Raw genomic sequence first — 24,814 nt, 5'->3', positions numbered from 1 at the left:
CGATAAAAACCTTCTCTGGCGCTCTTCTGTATCGCTCACTCTTATATAGACAGGTAAAAGCCAGAAAAACTTTCCACCCGTGAATAAATTCACCTTAAACGTATAAGACTTGCTCATTCAAGCATTAAGCGCAGATATAGTTGATTAAAGGGCTTGAAGCCTGTTGGGGGGCATGCGAACCTAAGCGCCAAAGCTAAAGGAGTGCTATTGATCATGCCATTTTCTCAATCTTTTTCTGTCGCCGAAATCATCGGCCTTCTCGCCATTGCCTTCTTAGGCCTGTTGATCGGTGCTCTGCTCAATCAAAAACTCACCCGCCAACGCTGGCAACTACACAAAGACCAACTTGAGCAAGAAATGCGTCAAGTAAATGAAGATGCAGAATTATCCTTAGCACAACAGCAAATTTTGGTCGATGACAAAGAAGCGCAATTACGTCAATACCAACAACGCCTTGAGCTCAAAATTGAACAACTGGGCAAAGCCGAAGCCTTAGCCGAACGCGTGCCCACCTTAGAGCAGCAATTAAATGATAGCCAGCGCCGTCAGTTAGAGATCCAATTAGCCCTGTCGAAATCCAATGCCATGCAGCAAACCATTCAAGCCAAGGCCGATGCCCAGCAAGAATCGCTGCAGGATAAAATTGCCAGCTTAGAATCGGCCGAAGTGCGTTTACAAACCCAATTTGAAAACCTCGCAAACCGTATTTTTGAAGAACGTAGCGAAAACTTTAAGCACCAAAATGCCAGCCAACTCGAAGGCGTGCTTGGGCCATTAAAACAACAGCTAGAAGGATTCAGACAGCAAATTCGTGAATCCTACACCCACGAACAATCCGAACGCAGCGCCCTCAAACATCAGCTTGAGCACTTAAGGGAGCTCAATCTGAAGATGAGCCAAGATGCCATCAACCTGACCAAAGCGCTCAAGGGCGATAACAAGCAACAAGGTAATTGGGGTGAAGTGATCCTCGATCGCGTACTGCAGGAAAGCGGCCTACGTGAAGGCCATGAGTACCATACTCAGCAAGATCTCAAGGATGATAGCGGTAAGCGCTTTAAGCCGGATGTGATTGTGCATCTGCCAGAAAATAAAGATGTGGTCATTGATGCTAAGATGTCGTTGGTCAGTTATGAGCGCTACTTCAACAGTGAAGATCCGGCACTGCGCCAACAGGCGATTAACGAGCATGTCATTTCAATTCGCAGTCACATTAAAGGCTTAAGTCAAAAGGATTATCAACATCTGCATGGCCTTAAGAGTCTCGATTATGTATTGATGTTTATTCCTATAGAACCGGCATTTTTACTGGCGTTAGAGCATGATCCTAGCCTAGTCAATTTTGCCCTTGAGCAGAATATCATGCTCGTTAGTCCAACGAATTTGTTGGTGGCCCTGCGCACAATTAACAATATTTGGCGCTACGAATATCAAAATCAACACGCACAAACCATTGCAAAACAAGCGGGTCGAATTTACGACAAGTTATGTGGTTATATTGAAGACATGGAAAAACTCGGCCGCGCCTTAGATAATGCAGAAAAAACCTATCACAGCGCAATGAACAAGCTGTCATCGGGCAAAGGCAACCTAGTGCGTCAAGCCCATTTAATGCAGCAGCTCGGGGTCGATACCAGCAAACAACTGGATAAAATGCTGCTAGAAAAAGCACTCAATGAAGCCCAAGACGATAACGACACTCAGGATGACGACGCTGAACTTAATCTGTCGCATACCCGCGATCCTAAGGACACAGAAATCGAGCCTGTCGAGTGCAATGATAGATAACAAGAATTGAACACCCATTAATTACCTCAAATCGATACGGACATGTCGATTGATACCTTGATGCCCGGAGGCAAACGCTCCATGTGCAAAGCAGTTATAAATGTGGTTATATCCAGTGCAATATTGCTCGCAGGCGCATTGAATGCCCCTGCTGCACTTGCGTTAACGTCAACGCAGAAAACCTTTCTTGAGGCCGAAAAAGCCCTGAAGAAGCAAGATTATGCAACCTATAAACCCCTACGGGCAAAACTAGGTAATTATCCGCTCGCGATTTATTTAGATCATGATATCGACATCGGTGCTCTTAATGCCTTACAGGGTTATGCAGCTAAAGCCTTGATTGAAAAATATGAAACCACACCCATGTACAATAGGTTGCGGTCTAAATATTTAAACAACGCTGGTAGCCAAAAACGCTGGAATGATTATCTTGCGATCACCCCAGAAGCGCCTACCGACATCCGCCTGCAGTGTTATTACTATGAGGCGAAACTCGCCAAGGGCGATCTAAAAACGGCTTATGCGGCCGCACAATCACTTTGGGTATTTGGGGGGGCGCGACCAAAGGAATGTGATCCTCTTTTCAACACATGGACCAAAGCGGGCAAACGCACACAAGATGTCGTATGGGCGCGAATGATGCTGAGTTTCGAGGCTGGCGAAACGAGTTTACTGAGTTATTTATCCCAAAAAATCACCACCCATAGTAACGAAGCTAAGCGTTTAGTCGCCGTCTATAAAGATCCTAATAGCCTGCGCCATACCGAAAAGTTTAAAGATAAAAATCCCATTGTCGGTGACATAGTTGCCGCAGGATTAAAACGTCTTGCCCGTAAGGATCTCGACCAAGCCATTAATTTGTATGAACGGTATCAAAAGGCCCATCGTTTTACCCCAGAACAAGCGCAGCAACTCGATAAATACCTTGTTCGCCGCATTTTAATTGAACAAGATGATAACTATAAAAACTATGTCGACAATGTGCTCACTGAGCTGAAAAATGACGACTTATTTGAACGCCGTTTAAGATGGGCTATCCGCGATCACGACATGCGCAGTATTGCCCGTTACTTGAACCTACTCCAACCAGAAACCTTAGCAAAGGAGCGTTGGCAATACTGGCTTTATCGCACCAATGCCAAAGAAGCGCCTGAAAGCGCCATAAAAGCGCTCGCGACAATCAGTAATGAACGTAATTTTTACGGTTTTGCTGCTGCGCAGTTCTTAAATAAACCGGTATCACTCAATCAAAGCCCTGAGCCTGTTGTCGACGCCAGCAGCCAAAAGTTAACAGATGATCTGGGTTTTGTGCGCGTGCAAGAGCTGATGGCGCTGGACCGTTATTTCGATGCTCGCTATGAATGGATGTCACTACTAAAACGCAGTGACAATACGATGCGAGCACGCTATGGACGCTATGCCCATGAACAGGGCTGGTACGATTTTGGGGTTGAAGCCAGTATTCAAGGTAAGTTGTGGGATGATATTCCTCTACGCTTCCCTATGGCACACCAAGCCGGTTTTGAGCACGCCAGCAAAAAGCATAGGGTTAACATCGATGAGATCCGTGCGATTAGCCGCCGCGAAAGTGCATTTTATCTTTATGCGACCTCGGGCGTAGGTGCCCGTGGCCTAATGCAAATTATGCCTGCCACGGCCAAAGCTACCGCCAAAAAACACGGGGCCAGATATAGCGATCCAAAGGATCTCTACAGCGCAGAGCTTAACCTCAATCTTGGTAGCGCTTACTATGCCCAGCTGTTGAAAGAGTTTAACCAAAACCGCATCCTCGCCACGGCGGCCTATAACGCGGGTCCCTCTCGCGTGCGTCGCTGGTTATCAAACTCAGATGGCAAACTCGATGCCATGGGCTTTATCGAGGCCATTCCCTTTACTGAAACCCGTGAATATGTTCAAGCCGTCCTCAGCTATCGATTGATTTATGAGGCGCAAAAGCAAAAAGCACAGCCATTATTCAGCGAAGCTGAGCTTAAGTTTGCTTACTAACTCGCGACATGAGAAGGAACTCGATACTCAGCTGCATCGAGTTCCTACTTTTCAGCATACCCTAGGGTAACGCTCATGCTTTAACCACCAAAAATTCTAAATGATATTCTCTAAATTCAAATAATTAACAAAGCGAATAATTATTCAGCAATCACGCCGTTTTATCGAAAACTTGTTTGCACTGAAGGGCGTTAAATGCGAATAATTAGTATTAAAGCATTAAGACTCCCATTAGGCCCATGATTAACCTTAGTTCGTTAACCCTTAGCTGCGAATACCAACCCTTTGTCAATCCTCATACTTTAGCCATCGACGGCTATGAAGCCTTAGCACGCTTTTACTTGCCTAATGGTGATGCGGTTGCACCTAATATTGTGTTCGAGCAATTGCATGAATCCACAGAATTACTCGCCGCAGTTGAATATCAAGCCAAGGCATTTCAACTCATCCATGCGCCGAGTCAGCAGCGAATTTTTATCAATGTTGATCCCCACGCCGTCGATGGACCACATACCGCCAAGCTCATTCGTTTACTATCCCACTATGAACGAGTCACGGTCGAGATCATCGAAAACACCTGCATTAACGATGCCCAGCTGGCCAGTCAATTATTCACTCAATTTAAACAAGCTAAGATACATGTGGCGCTGGATGATATTGGTGCGCCCCACTCCATGCTCAGTGTCGATCTGATGATGAACGTGGATTATCTTAAGTTTGACCGCCATTGGTTAACGCACATAACACACCCCGAGGGAGCCCAATTATTAATTGCATTGGTCAACTTTGCCAAAAAGACCCACAAACAGTGCATTTTAGAAGGCATAGAAACTGAAGCTCACTTAGCCTTTGCGCGGGATATCGGTGTCGACTTTGTCCAAGGCTTTTTGTTTAAATCCTGGTTTATTCGCCCCACCAGCAGCCAAGCACTGTGCCTTACGTAAGATCAGGCTAAAACGGTTTACATTCGCGCCACCAGCCCACTCAAGACCAAACCTAATGCTGTCGAGTAATTGATTTAGCACTAGAAATGCCACTGGATATACGGGCGATGATCCGCCATATTGATAACGCACATCAGCTTGCAAATGCACCTTAAGCACACTTCCAAATGTATTAGGAGTCGCCCGTGGCACAATCTGGGATCAGCGAATTACTACAACAACTCGAACAAGTATTGCTGGGCAAGCCTAGGCAAATTCGTCTCGCTCTAGCCTGTATTCTCGCCCGTGGGCACCTGTTGATTGAAGACTTACCCGGCATGGGTAAAACCAGTATTTCCCATGGTATAGCCCAAAGCTTAGGTTTGAGCTATCAGCGGATCCAATTCACCAGTGACATGCTGCCTGCCGACATTCTCGGCGTATCGATTTTTGATAAACATCAAGCACAATTTATCTTTCATCCTGGACCGATTTTCAAACAGATGATTTTGGCAGATGAAATTAATCGCGCCAGCCCTAAGACACAAAGTGCTTTACTCGAAGCGATGGCCGAACAACAAATTTCCGTCGATGGCATCACCCACAGATTGCCCAATCCTTTCTTTGTAATCGCGACTCAAAATCCCACCGATCAATCCGGTACATTTTCGCTACCAGAATCGCAGCTCGACAGGTTTATGATGCGTCTGTCTATTGGTTATCCAAGCCACGATGCTGAACTCGCTATGCTTAAGAGCAATCATAACCACTTAACCTTAGATCAATTGCCCCAATGCCTGACACCGATGGCCTTAATGCAACTGCAAGAGCAGTGCGACAAAGTCAGCGCTTCCGATGCCTTACTCAATTATATTCTGGCCTTAGTGAGTTTTTCCCGTAGCCAAAGTGATAGCGTGGGGTTATCACCGCGTGCCACCAAAGCGCTATTACAAGCGGCTAAGGCATGGGCCTTTTTAGAAGGTCGACATTATTTAGTCCCCGAAGATGTGCAAGCGGTATTTTGCTGCGTGGCTGAGCATAGACTCAGAACCAGTAGCCAATTACAGGGTGAAGCCTTATCCGAGCGAATTCTGACGAGCGTTAACCCTATTATGTAGCAAGATACTGTAATGAGAAGATATCGCTAAAGTATGCATTTAACGCATTAAACCAAGGAAATGACTGAGAAGTGAAACGACTGATACTCCCGACTTTCATTCCGACGTTAGTCCCGATTTGGCAACGTTGGTTAGCAAGACGCTTGCCACCGAGTCCCGAAATAACCTTAAGCCATCGCAGCATTTTTATTCTGCCGAGCGGTTTTGGGTTCGTTTGGCTCGGTCTGGTTTTACTTTTATATCTATTCGGCACTAACTATCAAAATAACTTAGTCATTGGCCTCAGCATCTTACTCCTAAGCCTTTTTAATACCTGCATTCTCTACAGTTACAAAAATCTGGCTGGCTTACATTTACGGGCCACGACGCCGCCCGAAGTCTATGCGGGCGAAACCTTAACCTTTCCCGTCCTCATCAGCACGCACCACAGTGGCCATAACATACAACTTAACTATCCGCATAATCGCACTTATACGATGCAGAATCTTGGCACAGATGAACAACAAGCACTCGTCCCCTTCGAATATCATCAGCGGGGTCAAGTGTCACCAGGTCGGCTCAAAATTGAATCCTTCTATCCCTTAGGGCTTTGCCGCGCATGGTCCCATGTGGATTTGGCCATTAGTCACTTAGTCTTTGCCCAGCCGATTGAAGCGCCGCTGCAGCTTGAGTCTGATCATACTCAGTCTGAGCAAGATCCCCTGCTACTGGCGGGTAAACATGTGTCAGGCATCGATGAGTTTAAAGGACTTAAACCCCATGTGCTCGGCGAGTCCCTCAAACAAGTGGCGTGGAAACAGTGGGCGCAGGGTCGCGGCATGCTGACTAAAGAATTCCAGCAGCCCCAAGGTGATCCCGTCTGGTTAAGGCTCAGACCCGATACCAAACGCCTCGAAACCCAATTGAGTCAGCTAAGCTGGCAAGTCAATAAACTCACGCAACTTGAGCAGTATTTTGGCTTACATCTGCAAAACCCAATGGGAGACGATGTGCTGATCGCGCCCGCGATAGGCAATCACCACAGGATCGCCTGTCAAAAAGCCATTGCCTTATATCCACAATTAGCGCCTTCAGTGGCGAAGCCCCTATATCAGTCATCAGTCGCTAATCAGCCACAAAAAACGAATCGAGCTCCCCGCAAGCAGCATCATATCCCTACTTCGAGGGAGCAAGTATGAAGTTAGCGGCCAATAGCACAACACCGCAAATCGGCGACAATATTAGCCGCCAGACACTTTTTTGGTTATTGATCACCAATATTGCGGTATTAAGCCCACTATTTGATAAAACCACGCCTTGGACTTTGGGCATTTGCGCTATCTGTTTGCTGTGGCGTGTGGGGATTTATGTCGGCAAAGTGGCAAAGCCACCGCGTTTTTTGGTCACCAGTCTTGCAATCGGCGCCGCAACCACACTGGCACTCGTCTCAAAGGAAATCGGCTTACTCAATGCGCTAGTGAATCTGCTGCTGTTAGGTTATGCCTTAAAATACATTGAAATGCGTAATCAAAGGGATGTACGCGTTGTCGTCCTCGCGGGCTATTTTATTATCGCGCTGACCTTTATTGATCATCAATCCTTACTCAATACCGCGCATTTACTCGTGGTGACGTTGATCAACACCTGCGTGCTCGTGACTTTGTATCAAGATAAGCAATCCTTAAAACACACGGCTTGGCAAGGTGGCAAATTTTTACTCCAGAGCCTTCCCCTCGCGCTGCTGTTATTTTTAGTGTTACCGCGTCTTGCACCGCTCTGGTTAGTGCCCAACATGAAAGAAGCGCAAACGGGCTTGTCCGATAGTCTGGCGATTGGTGATATAGGTAAGCTTACCCGTTCGACTGAACTTGCCTTTAGGGCGAGCTTTACCAATGCAACGCCCATTAATGCCGAGTTATATTGGCGCGCCCTCGTGATGGAGAACTATGATGGTGTCACTTGGCGCCAAGAAGCGGGGATTAAACAGTTGCAAAAAGATGCGCTGCTGTTTCCTCCTTCACGGCCCAGCCCAGCATTGATGGTCAATAATCCTGATCCCATGAGTAATAGTCCTGCTCCGATAAGCAGTGAAGATCAAGAGACCGCATTAAGTAAGCAAGATAAGCATAGTATTCGTTATCAAGTGATTGCTGAGCCGAGCCACCAGCCGTGGTTATTTGGTCTCGATGTGGCCTATAGCCAAGATGATAACGTGGTCAATATGCCCGACTATCGACTGTTAGCGCTGCGCAATGTCGATCAGCGAATGAGTTATCAAGTGGAGTCTTGGCCTAAGGCTAAGATGGATCTCAGGCTATCGGCGCGGCAAAGACAGATTAACCTCGAACTGCCGAGCCAAAGTAATCCACGCACTTTAACGTTAGCTGAGCAGTTTAAGACTCAGTATCCCGCGCCTAAGCCACGACTATGGGCCATGATGGGCCACTTTAATAGTGAGCCTTTCTTCTACACACTCACGCCTCCCCCCCTTGGGCCGCAGCAAGTGGATGATTTCTTATTTGAAAACAAAGCCGGTTTTTGCGTGCACTATGCCGCAGCCTTCATTTTTATGGCGCGGGCCACAGGCTTACCCGCGCGTATGGTCACAGGCTATCAGGGCGGTGAATTTAATCCGCAAGCGGGTTACTACAGTGTGTATCAATATATGGCCCACGCATGGGCAGAAGTCTGGCTTGAAGATGAAGGTTGGGTGCGTTTCGACCCCACCGCTATGGTGGCGCCCAATCGTATCGAGCAAGGATTCGACGCCCAGTTTGATCCCGAGCAGAGTTACCTGCAGGAAAGCCCTTTTAGTAGCTTACGATTCAAATCAATGCCTTGGCTCAATGAGTTAAGACAACGTTTTGCCAGCATAGATTATTACTGGAGCGTGTGGGTACTGGGTTTTAACCAAGAGAAGCAGAATCAAGTGCTCAGTGGCATTTTAGGCGATGTGACTCACACTAAAATCGCGGTCTTTATGGGGCTCTGTATCAGCCTTATCGTGCTCTATATTGCCTACAGTGCGGGCTTATTACATTTTAGAGTTCAAGGCGATCCTATTAGCACTCGTTATCAACAGCTCTGTAATCGTCTCGCACACCATGGCATTAAGCGCAAAGACAGTGATGGACCAAATCAATTTGCGCAGCAGATTATTGAGCAATACCAACACAGTGCACCAAAGCTTTGCACGCTGTTCCAAACCTTGACCCAAAGTTATGTAGCGCTGAAGTACCAAGATTTACCGGCTAAAGACTATCAAGCGCATTTAACCGCATTTAAAGCGGCGGCGAAGCAGCTCAACTGGTTATTGCTCAGAGCCAAAGTGAAAGATAAGTTCAATCTAGCCTAGCATTCGTCAACTGAGCTTTAACTGACGATACATCATCGGAGCAAGCACCAATAAACACCTAAAATTGCGGGTTAATTCCACAGAAGCAGCAATAGTGTTGAATCTTATAAATCAAACACATAGAATTGTTTTATTGTCACCATGCCGAGTTGCACATGCTAAAGTTAATCCAGTCCAATCAGATGGAAGTGCTCTGCGCCCATTTAGCTGCTTACCTGACCCAACCCCTTGCTTTCGCACGTCTACTGAGTAACGAGCATATTCTGGTACAGAGTCCCGGCATGTCGACTTGGCTACGCCTCGAAATCGCCAAACAGAATGGGATTGCCGCCGCATTGGAATTCCCGCTGCCATCGAGCTTTACCTGGCAGTTGTGCCATGACTTATTGCCCAATGTGCCTAAGGATAACGCCTTCACTAAGGCGGCAATGACGTGGAAGCTGATGCAACTCTTACCGCGCATGCTACAAAATGACGCCTTTGGGCCGTTGAGACACTATCTAAGTCATCAGCAATCCAGCACAAATGCCACCGACACGAGTGAACATCTCAACGCCAGTAACCTGACGGCTGACGATATTAAGCTGTACCAACTCTGTGGCCGGATTGCCGATATCTTCGACCAATACTTAGTGTATCGCCCCGATTGGATTTTAGCGTGGGAGCAAAACGAGCATCCCGAATCACTCACCAAGCCGCTGAATGAAGACCAACGCTGGCAACCCATTTTATGGCGCGCACTGATTGCCTTTAATCGTGATGAGCTTAATCAAAGCCATTACCACAGGGCCAACCTGCACAGTGACTTAATTGCCGCGCTGAATCATCCCGACACGTCACTCGCCAAATTGCCACAACGCTTATTTGTGTTTGGCATTTCCTCAATGGCGCCGCAAACCCTTGAAGTGCTTTACCATCTAGCAAGTCGTATCGATGTGATCGTGCTTGGCTTAAGCCCCTGTCAGCACTATTGGGGCGACATTGTTGATCCCCGTAATCGGGCTCGCATGGCGGTGCAATATGCGGGTAAACGCCAATTAGCCGAACTGTGGGAAGATAAACTCGAAGTGGGCAATCCGCTGCTTGCCAATAACGGCAAGATGGGCCGTGAATTACTCGATATGCTGCTTGAGCTCCCCGCCGAACACTGCGACTTTGGCGATGATGTGTATTGTGAACCCTGTGACGATCCCAACTCGCCACACAGTCACGCCAGCATGCTACACGGCGTGCAATACGATATTTTAGAGATGCAAACCTTAGACAGAGTGCTAGGGCCAGATGCCGAGCTGTACCAAAATGTCGAGAACAGACGCCGACTAAAGCGCGACGATGAATCCATTCGAGTCAAGAGTTGTCACAGCCCACTGCGGGAAGTCGAAACCCTGCACGATCACTTGCTTGAGTTACTCAGCAATGATATCGACCTGACGCCTAAAGACATAGTGGTGATGATGCCCGATGTCGCCGCCTACGCCCCCTATATCGATGCCGTCTTCTCGGCGAAGCAAGGCCTGCATTACATTCCCTACGCCATTGCCGATCGCGGCGCAGCGCAGGAATCACCGCTCATCAATAGCTTTTTAAATTTACTTGGAATTAATCAAAGTCGTTTTGGTCTGACCGACATTTTGAGCATACTCGAAGTGCCCGCCATTTTGCGCCGTTTCCAGCTCGATGACGATGAATTGCAACTGATCCGCCGCTGGTTAGATGAAGCGGGCGTGCGCTGGGGCCGCAATGAACAAAGCCGCCTTAAACAAGGTGTGCCAGCGTTTGAGCAAAACTCCTGGGCCTTTGGTATTAAAAGGCTGATTTTAGGTTACGCCTTGAGTGACGATGCACAGCTCTACCAAGACCATCTTGTCGTCACTGGCATTGAAGGCCAATCGGCGCAGGCGTTAGGTAAGCTACTCAATTTTATTGAAGTGCTCGATGAAACCGCGCAAATACTCGCCTTACCGCAAGTGGGCGCCCTGCGTTTAGCGGAATTAACTGAGCTACTAGATGCCTTCTACGACACAGATGAAGACGAGCGCGAACAATTACAGGAAATCCGCGATGCCATTGCCGCCCTAGAGCAAGAGTTACTATCGGCGGGCAGGCCCTTTGATACCTCACCGTTAGCTTTTTCTTTAGATATAAGCCCGTTAGCGCCGCTAGCCCAAGAGCGCATAAGCGGGCTTAGCCTCAGTATCGAAGTGCTGCAACAGTGGTTTAATCAACGCTTAACCGAATCTCGGGTCGGCCAGCGTTATCTTGCGGGAAGCGTGAACTTTTGTACCTTAATGCCGATGCGCTCGATTCCTTTTAAGGTCGTGTGTTTACTCGGTATGAATGATGGGGTTTATCCTAGGGTTCAACATCCCGTTGGCTTTGATTTAATGGCACACTTTGGTGCCCGTAAAGGCGATCGCTCCCGACGCCTCGATGACAGATATTTGTTTTTAGAAGCCTTATTGTCGGCGCGGGAACAACTGTATATCAGCTATATTGGCCGCAGCGAACGGGATAACTCTGAACGTATCGCCTCTATGCTCGTCTCTGAGCTGATCGAATATTGTCAGCTGTGCTATTTGCCTGAAGCCCTATTGATTCAATCGCAAAACGCTTCAAGCCCCATAGACCCAGAGGATGCCGAAAAAGCCCTCTATAACGCAATTGTCAGCCACCAGCCGCTGCAACCCTTTGATCCCAAGTTGTATCAAGCCACAGTAAAAAATGATGACAAAGATGGCTCAAACATAAGCCAACATAACTCAGGCATAGGCCAAAGTTACAGCCTGCAATGGTGTCCGCCCAATACGGATGCTGCGGGCACACATGCGGGCTGCTTTATCGGCGCGCAAACTCGCATTATGCTCGACGCGGATGAACAAGACTCAGTGCCAGAGCCAGATTCTGAGCACGAACAGCAGCAAAGTAAGCAAAGCAAGCAAGTGGATGTGTCAGCCCTGATCCGTTTCTTTCGAAATCCGGCGCAGTACTTCTTCAACCGTACGTTAAAAGTCGATCTCAGCCTTAATATTCAGGCTGATGATAATGACGAGCCCTTTAGTCTAAATGCCCTAGAGCGCTATATGTTGCAGGCCCAGTTACTCGACGATGCCATAGGCCAAGGTCTGACTGAGCCCGATATCGAGCTGATTAAACGCCTCAAAGCCAGTGGCACTTTGCCCATGCAGCCCTTCGATGATTTGCTACTGCGCCAATATCAGCATGATATTAAACCTTTGATTGGCAGAACCTTGTTCCTCAAGGGAGAACAAGCCAGCAGCCATGCGGATATTAAACTCGTGTTTGACTTGCCCATCACGGCAGGTAAATCCCAGCAAGTGTTACTGCAAGGTCGTATCGATGACATCAGCCCTAAGGGGTTAGTCAATTACCGCCCTGGTAGCGCACACGGTCGCGATGTGCTGAGGTTGTACCTTCGCCACCTGTGTTTAATGGCAATGGGCCACACACATGCAAGCTATCTACTCGACATGGGGCATTTCCACGCCTTAGCGCCAATCACTGCTGAGCGCGCCCATGTGTTACTGGCCGATTTGCTGGTGCTGTTTTATCAAGGTCAGCAATACCCACTGTGTTTTATGCCGCGCACCTCACTGGCCTACGTCAGCTGCGAGGGTGAGCACGATGAGCGTTTGCAGCAAGCGTTACCTGAATGGCTGGATGAGCAGAGTCAATTAGGCGAAGGGAACGAACCCCATTACCAGCGATTATTCAGTTTCCCGCGAGATTTCTCTGAGGATAGCTTTGGCGCATTAGCCGAGCGTATCTATCGCCCTATGGTGAGTTTATATCTCAAAGACACGCTGGCTCAGCTTGAGGAATTTGCGCTAAACGATGGCATGAGCCAAGGCCCTGCTAATGAACACGCGACTGACACACAAGCTCTCGCACCACATTTGAACCGCAATAGCGCACAGGGAGAGCAAGCATGAGTGAACAAATGCCGTTGAACACGCAAGCCTTACAGTCTGCACCACAAGCGCTTGATCCTCTCACTCTGCCCTTTGGCGGTAGTCGTCTTATTGAGGCCAGCGCTGGCACAGGTAAAACCTACACGATTTCAGGTCTTTACTTACGCTTATTGCTTGGTGATGGCATTCCTGCGCCGCTCACCTGCGAACAAATTCTCGTAGTCACCTTCACCAATGCGGCCACCGAAGAGTTAAGAGATCGTATTCGCCGGCGTATTCAAGTCGCCTTTAAGTGCTTCTTAGGGCTAACGATTGCCGATCCCTTTGTACAGGCGTTGTATGACAACACCCCAGAGAGTGAACGCGCCATTGCCTTGAGACGGTTCGATCTCGCCCTTAAATCCCTCGATGAAGCGGCGATTTTTACCATTCACGGTTTCTGTCAGCGAATTTTATCGGATCTCGCCTTTGAGTCTTCCTTACTGTTCGAATCGGACTTTACCTTGGACGACAGCGAATTTTTGCACCATGCCGTGCGGGATTTTTGGCGTGAGGCCTGTTATCCGCTGCCCGATTACTTAGCGCAAATCATTGCCAAGGAATTTGGCGAGCCCGATGGTTTAGTCAAACAGTTGCGACCGCTCCTTGGCGCCAGTCAAGCAAAGCCTCTGAAACCCGCGCTTAAGTTTGATGCCTTAGCCCTGTCACTACGCCAAAGTTTAGAGCGCTTTAAATTAGCTTGGCCAAGGGGACGCGATGGCTTATTGGCATTGCTACACAGTTTGCCACTCAACGGCACCCGCTTTGGCAAAGCAACGGATAAGTACCCCAAGCTCGCCGCCATGTTCGATGCATTAGATAACTGGCTCGCCTTCGGTCATGGGTTGCCGCCGCTGAAAGAGTTAGAAGCCTTATCGCTGTCTGAGTTAAAACTCAACAAGGGCGGCGTCATCCCAAGTGTGAGCGAAGCACCGCTGATGGATCATATGGAGCAACTCGCCACATTGATTGCCGCCATTAAACCAGCATTTTTATATAGCGCGAAACTCGGCATAAGCGAGCGATTTGCCCAGCAAAAACAACAAAAAAATGTGCTGACCCCAGATGACTTACTCACGACATTAGCGAGCGCGTTAAACGCCAATAATGAAACCTTGCCCAAAGCCGTGGCAACACGTTTCCCCGTCGCACTTATTGATGAATTCCAAGATACCGATCCGCTGCAATTTGCGATCTTCTCTGGCATCTACCAAGACCGTTACTCGTTTGAACAAAGCAAAAACGATACAGAAAATAAGCTTAGCCTGTTGATGATTGGCGATCCTAAGCAAGCCATTTATGCCTTTCGCGGTGCCGATATCCATACCTATATTGAGGCCCGTCATCATACGCAGGCCCACTATCATCTGGATACCAACTACCGCTCAAGCGCAAACATGGTCGCTGGGGTTAATCATCTGTTTAGCCAGCATCACGATCCGTTTATCAGTCAATCGATCCCCTTTGATAGCGTGAAAACGCCCAGCAGTGCTAAAGGGAAAATCCTCACTGAAAAAACCGCCAATCCTGCCGCCTTAAGATTAAGACTCTTAAGCGAAAGCGCAGAAAACGGCCTCAACAAAACCACGGCAAGACACTTGCTCGCAGAAGACGCGGCGGCACAAATTACCCATTTACTGACAGATGCGGCCAATGGCGAATGCCACAGCCCTAAAGGGCCGTTGATCGCTAAAGACATCGCTATCCTAGTGCGGGATCGCAACGAAGCGGCAGTGATGAAAACCGCATTAAGTAAACGCCACATAGGCGCAGTGTTTTTAAGTCGCGACAGTGTGTTCGATACCCTTGAAGCGCGGGAAATGGCGTTAATTTTGCGATCTCTAGCGAACCCAAAAGATGAACGGGCACTGCGCAGCGCCCTAGCCACGGCATTATTAGGTTATAGCGCCGAGCAAATCCATGCCTTTAACCAAGATGAAGAACACAGACAGCTGTTATTAGAGCAATTTTTTAACTTGCACCAAGTGTGGCAAAAACGCGGCATCATGCCCGCGCTACTCAGCCTTGCCAATAGCACTAAACTAATTGACCGTTTACTGCACACCGCCAGTGCAGAGGTAGATGCTCAAGAGCAAGATGCCACAAACGGTGAGCGCCGCCTGACGGATTTTCGCCACCTTGCCGAGCTATTACAACAAAAAGCCACCGAACTTGATGGTATGAGTGCCCTGCTCAATTGGTATGAACAGCAACTGATTGATAACACAGGCACAGATGAACAGCAGCTGCGTCTTGAAAGCGAGCAGAATCTGGTGCAAATTGTGACTATCCATAAGAGTAAGGGCCTTGAGTATCCCGTGTGTTTTGTGCCCTTTGTCAGCCTAGCCCGTGACAATCGCCGCCGCCCGACGCCTATGCTGTACCACAGAACTAACGATGCAGGTGAGCAAGAGCTAGTATGGGATATCGAAGGCACGGATGAGGGTTGGGAGCGCGCAAAACAAGAAACCTTGGCCGAAGACTTGCGCCTTTTGTATGTGGCGCTCACTCGCCCTGTGTATTTGTGTTACTTGTATATCGCCAACCACAGTCGTCAGCTTAAAAATGGTCTTAAAAGTCAGCTGCATGAAACCGCTATCGGCTATCTATTGGGCATAGGCGACTCAGAATGTGACTTTGCCCGTATCTGCAATGCTGCGCAGCAGCTCGCCCAAGATGTGGAAGCCATAAGTATTGATAAGGTGCCCGATGACATAGACGAGCGCCCATTGCCCTCAAGCCAAGACATAGCGCAAATACTGAGCGCGAAAACCTTAACCCGCCAATACCGCACGCCGTGGCGAGTCGGCAGTTATTCAGGTCTCGTTAAAAATACCAGCCATGGTAAAGCCGCGCCGGGCGCCGATGATGAAATATTAGGTACGCTTGAATATACGGCTGCGCAAACACTCTCTATTCCTAATGAGGCAAGCCATGAACTGCAGGATGGCATGCTCAATCGCTTTAACTTTGAGCGCGGCGCCAATGCCGGTAGCTTTATGCATTTAGTGTTAGAAGAGATTGATTTTACGCAGGCAGAAATCGACTTACCGCTGCAATTGCCTAAAGCCATGCTGCAATACGGTATCGCGCCCGAATGGCAAACAGTATTACATACTTGGTATTTGGATGTGCTGCATGCACCGCTCTGCGCGATACCGCACGCCTTAGAGTCGCAGGTCACGGGGCATGTAAGCGCCGTCAAACCTGCTCATCCAGATCTGTGCTTAGCCAAGTTATCGCCGCAGAATACCTTAGTCGAAATGGAGTTTTATTTACCCTTAAGCGAACTTAAAGATACTGAGCTCAATGCGCTACTGCAGCAATTTGGCTATGAGTCGACACTTAAGTTTGATGATCTCAAGGGCATGCTCAAAGGCTTTATCGATTTAACCTTTGAATACCAAGGTCAATATTATATCGCCGACTATAAGTCGAATCATTTAGGCGACAACATCAATGCCTATCATCAGAGCGCGCTGCAAAGCGCAATAACCGATCACAGGTACGATTTGCAGTACATTCTCTATTCATTGGCGCTACACAGGTATTTGAGTTTACGCCTGCCAAGTTATGACTACGACAGCCACGTCGGCGGTTGTTATTACTTGTTCTTACGGGGAATGTCGGCTCAATATCCCGGCTATGGTATTTATTACGACAAGCCGCCGAAGGCACTTATTCTCGCGCTAGATTCACTTTTTAATGACAATTTATTTCACAGCAGATTGGCTGGTGCAATCGATACAGGAGTCACGGCATGATGCGCTCAACCCAAGGGCTAAATGCACATTCACTCACAGCGGCGAAATGGATAGATCATGGCGCAATTCAGCTTGCAGCGCCGCTGCCAGAGCTGTTAAAACAGTGGGAGCAAGAACGACTGCTCACACCGCTCGATCGGCATTTCGCACTCGAAATGAGTCTCTTACATCCAAGCGACAGCCAACAGCCCTTGTTTATTTTACTGTGTGCGCTATTAAGCCAGCAATTATCTTCACAGCACAGCTGCCTAGTGCTCGCCCATATCGTGCCACTAAATCCCATGGCCGAGCAAAATAGCCATTGTAAAATCACCTTAAGCCTCGAAGCGCTCACAGAGACTTTGCAAACCTTTGATGCCGTTGGCCAAGCGGGCAGTAACAAACCGCTTGTTTTTGATAATGGCAGACTCTATTTACAACGTTATCATCAATTTGAAACCTCAGTCGCCACCTCATTAATCCGCTTGTCCGGAAGCATATCTAGGCAATTATCTGAAGAAGCAAACCACCAAGAGCAACCGCAAATCGCTAAGTTGAGGTCACTGCTAGATCAACTGTTCCCTGCCAATGTGCTCGCGCCCCATGCACTCACTACCAATGTACTAACTAACAGTGAAGACACAGCACCCATTGATTGGCAAAAGGTCGCCACGGCCACTGCGCTAGGTAAAAAACTGTCGGTGATCACTGGCGGCCCAGGTACGGGTAAAACCACCACTGTAACTAAACTTTTGTTATTGCTACAAATGGAATCACAGCAGGAAATCCGTTTAGTCGCGCCAACGGGAAAAGCGGCGGCTCGCTTAAGCGAATCAATCAAAGCCTCAAAAGCGCGTCTGGCGAAGGAACTCAGCGCCCATGCTAATGTTATTGATGAAGCTCGCAATAGAAATAGCCAAGACTTTTTAACGGCTCTGGGCCGCATTCCAGAGGAGGCATCAACCTTACACAGACTTCTTGGGGTGATCCCCAATTCGCCGCACTTTCGCCACCACCAAGGTAATCCGCTTAGGCTCGACCTATTGATTGTCGACGAAGCCTCTATGGTCGATTTGCCCATGATGTATAAACTGCTCAGCGCACTGCCTGAGCACGCCAGTTTGATTTTACTCGGCGATCAAGACCAACTCGCCTCGGTTGAGGCTGGCGCTGTGCTCGCCGATATTTGTGCGGGCCTTAAAATACCAATAGATCCCAATAACCTTGCTCAGAACAACATAGCGTCAAGCAGCCCTGCTCTGTGGCAAATGCGCTATTCCAAGGAACAAGCCGAGCGTCTGAGTGCTTTAACGGGTTTTGAGTTAACACCCTATATCAGCAATGCCCCTAAACTTGGCGATAGCTTATGTATGCTAATGCACAGCCACAGATTTAAAGGCGATGCAGGGATTGGACTGCTCGCCAGTGCCGTCAATCGTGCTGATCTTCAAGGTATTTTGCAGGTATGGCAACAGGGACCTGCAGAATTGAGCTGGTTAGAACACAGTATGATCGTAAGCCAAACCCAAGCCAAAGTAAGCGAGCCTGCTAATAATGTGGGACTCAATTTACTGCTGGAGCAAGCCTGCCAGCAATATGGCGCTTATCTCGGTGCCTTGAATAGCCATGCAAGTAACAATGATGCAAGTAATAGTGATGTAGGCACACGTCCAAGCACAGCTGACATCATTGAACGCTTTAACCAGTACCGTATTCTATGTGCTATGCGCTCGGGCGATTATGGGGTTGAAGGCATCAATCAGTATGTGACTCAAGCACTGGCCAATGCCAAGCTGATTAAACCACTACAGGAGTTTTATCTGGGTCGGCCGATTATCATCCAAAGCAATGACTATAACTTAGGCCTGTTTAACGGTGATATCGGATTGATTTTGCAGGATGAAGATAAACCCGAACGTTTAATGGCGCACTTTATCAAGGCCGATGGCAGCCTGTTAAAAGTCTTGCCAGCCCGTTTGCCCAGCCATGAAACCTGTTATGCCATGACAGTACACAAAAGCCAAGGCAGCGAATTTAGCCGTGTGGCCTTAGTATTGCCGCCGAGCCCCAGCCTAGCCCAATGGCAACTGCTGACCAAAGAATTGGTCTACACAGCCATCACCCGCGCTAAAGTCCACTTTACCTGCTTAGGCACCCAGCACGTATTCGAGCGGGCCAGTAGCCAAGCAACCCAACGCGCATCGGGTCTTGCCGACCGCCTTTGGGGGTGAATGAAGCTTTGTGGTCAATGGGAAACACTTTAGGAACTACATTTTAAGATATGACTTTTAGATTTACTCTAACCATGAAACTAAGGATTTAAACATTGATTAAAAAGGACATTATTACACTTAAGGATCTACAAGCCGTTATTGCCTTGTTTGACGCCATAGCACCAGATGCCGCTTTACCTAAGCGTTATTATGAAAAAACCCGCTATATCCAGTGGTCAGAATTTAAAGACATGCAGGTATATGCACTCGACTTTGAGCCCTATTTAACGATTAGCCAGCGTTGTAATATGACGTATTTTGGCATACATCAAAGTACGCGACGTTTATACCTAGCACACTGTAATGATGCTGGCCACGCACCGCGCTGGGAAGCGAGACCAGTGACCTTAGCGCAACTGATGGATGTCGAGTTAATGGTGAATTTACATAAAAACCATGCCTATAACTTAGGGCTAAACATCTGTTTTGATCTGAACTATTTACTCTGATCTTTTGTATTAATGTACAAATTCGGATGACTGAATATCGGTGGTGGGCCAAGCAATATCAATTGCTAAAATCAATCAATTTGAAATTATCAATGTCACCCGCAACGTTTTTCCGGTACCCGAAGGCACAAGGACAACGGATCTGATTATGCTCGCTCGAGCCAAGAATTAGCCGTTTGGTTCGCTCAACACTAAGCTGTAGCGAAAAGATGTTTTGGTAAACCCTATACTTTCATAGTATTGCTGTGTGGCAATGCGCTGCATCGATGTAGTGAGTTCGAGTAACTGGCAATTCTCTTGCTTTCCCCTTTCTTTCGCAAAGGCGATCAACTGAGAGCCAACGCCCTGACCCCGCATGTCGGCATCCACCACAATTGCGGTTATACGACAGATACGACTCAAGGCGGGGAAATAATCAAAGAACATTAAGGCCATCACAGCGACAACTTGTAGGTCACCCTACGCATTATGTTGCTCATACACTAGTAATTCATCACTGCGGCGCAAAGAGTCATGCTGATATTGGCTTAACGTCTGGGCTAAAGCGGCATGGGGCAAAGAATAACCGAGTTGCTCAAGTAATACCTGCACACTATCTGTATCCTGTAAGCGGGCTAACCGAATGTTTTTATTCACCATGAGATACCATGCTGTAATCTGCCTAAAGTCAATGTCACTCGTACTGGGTTGCACAGTTTAGATGACGGTGACGAAGCAATAGTCCAACGACATTGCCATCTCACGCCACAAAAATCAAAATAAACCCGACAAAGGCACAAGCCCATATTTGCAATGCGATGTAATGCGTTAAAATTCACCACTTAATAGCCATCAGTCAGCAAAACCTTGCACTCATAGGGGCAAGAAAACTAAGATGACAGCGGCTGTACTATAGGATGATATTCGTATTGCCACAGGCCGATGTCATCCGATTTTGCTCACTTTGAGGAATCACTCACAATGTCTAAGATCAACCTGCTTTTGCTGTGCGGCGGCGGAAGTGCCGAACACGATATTTCACTCATGTCGGCCAATTATTTTGAAACCTCACTGGCAAAATCCGAGCAGTTTTGTGTATTGCGTGTCGAACTGGATAAATTTGGTCAATACCGCACCGCTGCGGGTGATGATTGTGAACTGACCAATAGCCGCGAAATTCGCTTCCGCGATGAGAGCAAAGCCCCATGGCCGGTCGATTACGTCATTCCCTGCATTCATGGCTATCCCGGCGAAACAGGTGACATTCAATCCTATTTTAACCTGATCCAACTGCCCTATTTCGGCTGTGAATCCGAAGCGAGCAGTAACTGCTTTAATAAGATCACCGCTAAAATGTGGTTCTCGGCCTTAGGTATTCCGAATACCCCGTATATTTTCCTAAACCAATTCGATGATGCAGCAATAGAGCAAACCCAAGCCGCATTAACACTATGGGGATCCATCTTCGTCAAAGCGGCCTCACAGGGTTCCTCAGTTGGTTGTTATAAAGTCGATGACAGCGATAAAGTCGCTGGCGTGCTTAAAGATGCTTTCGGCTATGCGCCCTATGTTATCGTTGAAAAAACCATTAAAGCCCGTGAGCTAGAAGTCGCAGTATACGAGTACAACGGTGAAGTGGTGGCGACAGTACCAGGTGAAATCATCTGTGATACCAACACCTTCTACACCTTCGATGAGAAATACGCCAAAAATAGTAAAGCACGCACCGATGTGGTGGCACAGAATGTGTCAGCTGAGATCAGTGAACAAATCCGCGCCTATGCAATCAAGGCATTTAAAGGTATGAAATTGCGTCACCTGTCGCGCATCGACTTTTTCTTAACCGCGGACAATGAAATTTTACTAAATGAAATCAATACCTTCCCAGGTTCTACGCCGATTTCTATGTTCCCCAAAATGCTGCAAAATCACGGTCATGACTTTACTGAATACTTGAGTCTAGTGATTAACAGCCAGATAACCGCTAAATCTTAGCGCTCGCCACCTGACTCAATGTGAACGCAGAGACTCAGTGCAACACCTGTTTTCAGTAATAAAAAGAGCGCCTCGGCGCTCTTTTTATTTATTGTCATCCCAAAACCACCGCCTCTGGCGGTGGTGATTGTTCCTTGAGGCTATAGCCTGAATTACGCCCATGCTAAAAGAGACTTCTTATTCACCACAAGTAAGAGGAAACGAAAAGCATGGGCGATTATAGAAGTTCATCACATGTTTATTGGCGTTGCAAATATCATATTGTTTGGACTCCGAAGTACCGTTTTAAAATATTAAAAGGAAACCTTGGTAAGGAGTTATACAGGTCAATTTATATCCTTTGCAATATGAAGGGTTGTGAGGTTTTAGAATTAAACGTTCAGATAGACCACGTTCACTTGGTAGTCATAATCCCGCTGAAGCTGTCAGTATCAACGCTGATGGGAGTATTGAAAGGAAGAAGTGCGATAAGGCTATTCAATAAATTCCCTCATGTACGTAAAAAGCTATGGGGCAATAGCTTTTGGGCCAGAGGTTATTTTGTAGATACAGTAGGTGTTAATGAAGAAATCATTAGACGATATGTGCGCCATCAAGATAAACAAGATCAGGAAGATGAGGCTCAATTGTCGTTGCAGATGATGTAGGTTCTTGGAATAGCCCCTTCCAGGGGCAAGTCAAAGCCGCCTTCTAAGAAGGCGGATTCTTTACTATGTTTCAATGTGTTATATCTAAAACTTGAATTATTACCTTACATCTAAACCCAATATTAAAATCAGACTGTCACTGATTAAGCCGCCCTCACATCTAGGTCAAACATCAAGGTCAAACATCAAGGTCAAACGTCAAAACCCTTATGCAGCTCAGCTTGCTTTGCCAACAGGGCAAAGAATGCAGCTTTGGGCATAGGCTTATAAAATAAATAGCCTTGAATTTCTTGAATATGATTCGCCATTACAAATTTAAGCTGGGACTCAGTTTCTACCCCTTCTGCCGTCACAGTTAAATCTAACGCATGGCTTAAACGCACTATGGCCTCCACCAACGCTTCGTGACGTTTGCCTTCATCTAATCTGTCGATAAAGCTCTTATCGATTTTAATTTGATCGATAGGGAAATTAGCTAAATAAGATAGAGATGAGTAACCCGTCCCAAAATCATCTAAGGAAATTTTAATCCCTTTAACTCGCAAACTATTAAGTACATCAATAAGATACGTATGTTGCTTCATCAATAAAGATTCAGTGATCTCAAGGGTTAATCTGTCATAGGGGAAATCTGTCACCTCAAGTTGCTCAGTAATCGCAGCAAAGGACTCCACAAAGGCATCTTGTAGTTCATGGGACCAAAACTCAAAGGTCGAGACATTCACGGATAAATTAATGGGCCAATTTCGCTCCTGCATCTCTAAAATAGTCTGCATAGCACCAAGGCGAACATCTCGACCAATATCAACGATTAAACCACTGTTTTCAGCGATGGGAATAAATTCATCGGGTGGAATAAACGTTCCCTCATGCTGCCAGCGCAGCAGCACTTCAGCACGGACAATCAGGCCAGTGGTCGCATTGACTATAGGTTGGTAATAAAGCTCGAAGGTATGCTGATCTAATGCCTGCTTAAGCTGATTATGAAGGCTAGCAACACGCTCGGCATTTAGCTGCATTTGTTCAGTAAAAAAATGATATCGATTACGACCATTTGCCTTAGAAATATACATGGCCTGATCGGCACAATTTAACAACTGTTCAAGATCGAGGGCATCTTCAGGAAAACGTGCAATCCCTATACTTACCGAGCTATAAACACCTTTTCCATCGGCTAGCACATAATGTTTTGCCACATTTTTGTTAATTGTATCTGCAATTTGTGCCAATTCTTTCTGGTTAACAACCCCAGGTAATAGCAAGGCAAACTCATCCCCTCCTAAGCGTGCAAACACCATAGTGTCATCGACACACTCGCTGATCTGTTTAACCACTTGCACTAACAGTGCATCACCTTTGTCATGGCCATGGGTGTCGTTGACTTGCTTAAAGTTATCTAAATCCATCAACATAAAACTAAAGCCGGGTGTCAAACTATCGGAGGTAATTAACGCCTGGATCTGCTTGAATAACGCATTGCGGTTAGCAAGTCCCGTAAGAGAGTCATTATTGGCCTGATACTTAATCAGCTGCGCCGCTTTCTTACGTTCACTAATGTCTGAAAATAGCCATGCAAAACAGGGTTGCTGACCATTGGACTCTCGGAAGGTCGTGACGATAAGGTCAAGATAAAACTCCTCACCATTTCCCCTAAGACCCACCAACTCACCCTGCCACATTCTGTCCTGAGCTAAATGCTCAAATAACCCCACTAATTCATTAGATTGGGATGATGCTAAAAAAATCTTAGGATGAAAGTTAGCGATATCAGTATCTTGAGGGATAACTATATGTCTGAAAGCAGGATTAGCATAGAGAACTGCATCGTCAGAATTGGAAATAACCAGAGCAAGGGGTAACCGGTCAAAAATTTTCACAGCTAAATGCTGAAATTCCATTGCACGACTGCGTTCAATGGCTAAACTCGCCAGTCTTGCCGCCTCTGAAATGAGTCCTAAATCCTGCTCTGTTGGGGACTTTATCGTATCATAGTACATGGCAAATGTGCCTAGCACTTTACCGTGAGTATTTTTGATAGGTTCTGACCAGCAAGATTTAAGACCTGCACGTAATGGCAGTTCTTTATAATTAACCCAGTAAGGATGTTGGGCGATATCTTCAACGATGACACGCTGCGCATAATAGGCAGCCGTGCCACAAGAACCCACATTGGGGCCAATTTCGACACCATTAATGGCTTGATTGTAACTGTCGGGTAAATTGGGGGCGGCACCTAATAACAGACGTTTACCGTCAGCACTGAGCAGTAACACAGACCCTCTGGTTCCTACTTTTTGAGCTTCGATTTTTAAGACTAAGGCGTGCAAGATTTCATGTAGCGGTGCGCCATTGAGCAGCATAGAAAGAATACTGCTATAACAAGCTATGCTGACATTGTGGGCGAGTTTAACGTCTGCATGATCGAGCAGATCTGGAAGGTTAACGCCGTACGCCATAATTTCCTTAAGAGCAAAGTTGCAATATAAATACTGATTAACAATGTTAAATATTTATAACTTATAAGAAATTCTAGGCACTAATGTTAATTAAGTAAACCCTTTACCTGCGCGGTAAAAGGTTTACTTTAGTC

General features: G+C 47.1%; 13 protein-coding genes and 1 pseudogene. 12 read left to right on the top strand and 2 right to left on the bottom strand.

All coding sequences use genetic code 11. The features are described 5' to 3' along the window. Positions 1 to 213 precede the first annotated feature (213 nt). The 10 genes from rmuC to L5M51_RS02365 all read left to right on the top strand — a co-directional run bounded on the left by rmuC (position 214) and on the right by L5M51_RS02365 (position 19,603). On the top strand, positions 214 to 1,788 hold the full coding sequence (gene rmuC, locus L5M51_RS02410) for a DNA recombination protein RmuC (RefSeq protein ID WP_263171426.1): 1,575 nt from the start codon (positions 214 to 216) through the stop codon (positions 1,786 to 1,788). An 81-nt stretch (positions 1,789 to 1,869) separates the two neighbouring features. Beyond that, positions 1,870 to 3,795, top strand: coding sequence for a transglycosylase SLT domain-containing protein (locus tag L5M51_RS02405; protein ID WP_263171425.1), 1,926 nt, complete (start codon positions 1,870 to 1,872; stop codon positions 3,793 to 3,795). Positions 3,796 to 4,034: 239 nt separating this feature from the next. After that, entirely contained in the window at positions 4,035 to 4,739 is a 705-nt protein-coding gene (locus L5M51_RS02400) for an EAL domain-containing protein (RefSeq protein WP_219250463.1), read from the top strand. Between the two features lie 185 nt (positions 4,740 to 4,924). After that, a complete protein-coding gene (locus tag L5M51_RS02395) occupies positions 4,925 to 5,836 on the top strand; it encodes an AAA family ATPase (RefSeq protein WP_263171423.1) in 912 nt (303 codons plus the stop codon). A 71-nt stretch (positions 5,837 to 5,907) separates the two neighbouring features. Beyond that, a complete protein-coding gene (locus L5M51_RS02390; protein ID WP_263171420.1) occupies positions 5,908 to 7,014 on the top strand; it encodes a DUF58 domain-containing protein in 1,107 nt (368 codons plus the stop codon). Continuing rightward, entirely contained in the window at positions 7,011 to 9,170 is a 2,160-nt protein-coding gene (locus L5M51_RS02385; protein ID WP_263171417.1) for a DUF3488 and DUF4129 domain-containing transglutaminase family protein, read from the top strand. Before L5M51_RS02390 ends, L5M51_RS02385 begins: the two co-directional genes overlap by 4 nt. 155 nt (positions 9,171 to 9,325) lie before the next feature. Beyond that, positions 9,326 to 13,120: an exodeoxyribonuclease V subunit gamma gene (gene recC, locus L5M51_RS02380; protein ID WP_263171415.1), complete on the top strand. Its 3,795-nt coding sequence runs from the start codon at positions 9,326 to 9,328 to the stop codon at positions 13,118 to 13,120. Continuing rightward, positions 13,117 to 16,902, top strand: a complete 3,786-nt coding sequence (recB, locus tag L5M51_RS02375; protein ID WP_263161071.1) for an exodeoxyribonuclease V subunit beta — start codon at positions 13,117 to 13,119, stop codon at positions 16,900 to 16,902. The genes recC and recB overlap by 4 nt, the downstream gene beginning before the upstream one ends. After that, on the top strand, positions 16,899 to 19,112 hold the full coding sequence (recD, locus tag L5M51_RS02370) for an exodeoxyribonuclease V subunit alpha (RefSeq protein ID WP_263141878.1): 2,214 nt from the start codon (positions 16,899 to 16,901) through the stop codon (positions 19,110 to 19,112). The genes recB and recD overlap by 4 nt, the downstream gene beginning before the upstream one ends. Positions 19,113 to 19,207: 95 nt before the next feature. Beyond that, positions 19,208 to 19,603 carry a hypothetical protein gene (locus L5M51_RS02365; RefSeq protein WP_217363085.1) on the top strand — a complete coding sequence of 132 codons (396 nt, stop codon included), beginning with the start codon at positions 19,208 to 19,210 and terminating at the stop codon, positions 19,601 to 19,603. 168 nt (positions 19,604 to 19,771) lie between these two features. Here L5M51_RS02365 and L5M51_RS02360 read toward each other — a convergent pair. Continuing rightward, positions 19,772 to 20,242 (bottom strand): annotated as a pseudogene (locus L5M51_RS02360) (GNAT family N-acetyltransferase). 321 nt (positions 20,243 to 20,563) lie between these two features. Between L5M51_RS02360 and L5M51_RS02355 the strand changes: the two are divergent. Further along, the gene (locus L5M51_RS02355) at positions 20,564 to 21,577 is read left to right on the top strand and encodes a D-alanine--D-alanine ligase (protein WP_263141874.1); all 1,014 of its coding nucleotides are present in this window, start codon (positions 20,564 to 20,566) and stop codon (positions 21,575 to 21,577) included. 209 nt (positions 21,578 to 21,786) lie between these two features. After that, positions 21,787 to 22,224 carry an IS200/IS605 family transposase gene (gene tnpA, locus L5M51_RS02350; RefSeq protein WP_263141871.1) on the top strand — a complete coding sequence of 146 codons (438 nt, stop codon included), beginning with the start codon at positions 21,787 to 21,789 and terminating at the stop codon, positions 22,222 to 22,224. A gap of 191 nt (positions 22,225 to 22,415) precedes the next feature. Here tnpA and L5M51_RS02345 read toward each other — a convergent pair whose 3' ends face one another. After that, the gene (locus L5M51_RS02345) at positions 22,416 to 24,680 is read right to left on the bottom strand and encodes an EAL domain-containing protein (protein ID WP_263141869.1); all 2,265 of its coding nucleotides are present in this window, start codon (positions 24,678 to 24,680) and stop codon (positions 22,416 to 22,418) included. Positions 24,681 to 24,814: the final 134 nt, after the last annotated feature.

The sequence above is a fragment of the Shewanella sp. SM73 genome, from assembly GCF_025653795.1.
GTDB classification, from domain to species: Bacteria; Pseudomonadota; Gammaproteobacteria; order Enterobacterales; family Shewanellaceae; genus Shewanella; species Shewanella oncorhynchi.
Note: the sequence above shows the minus strand (reverse complement) of the source record. Positions and strands in the feature narration are given on the sequence as shown.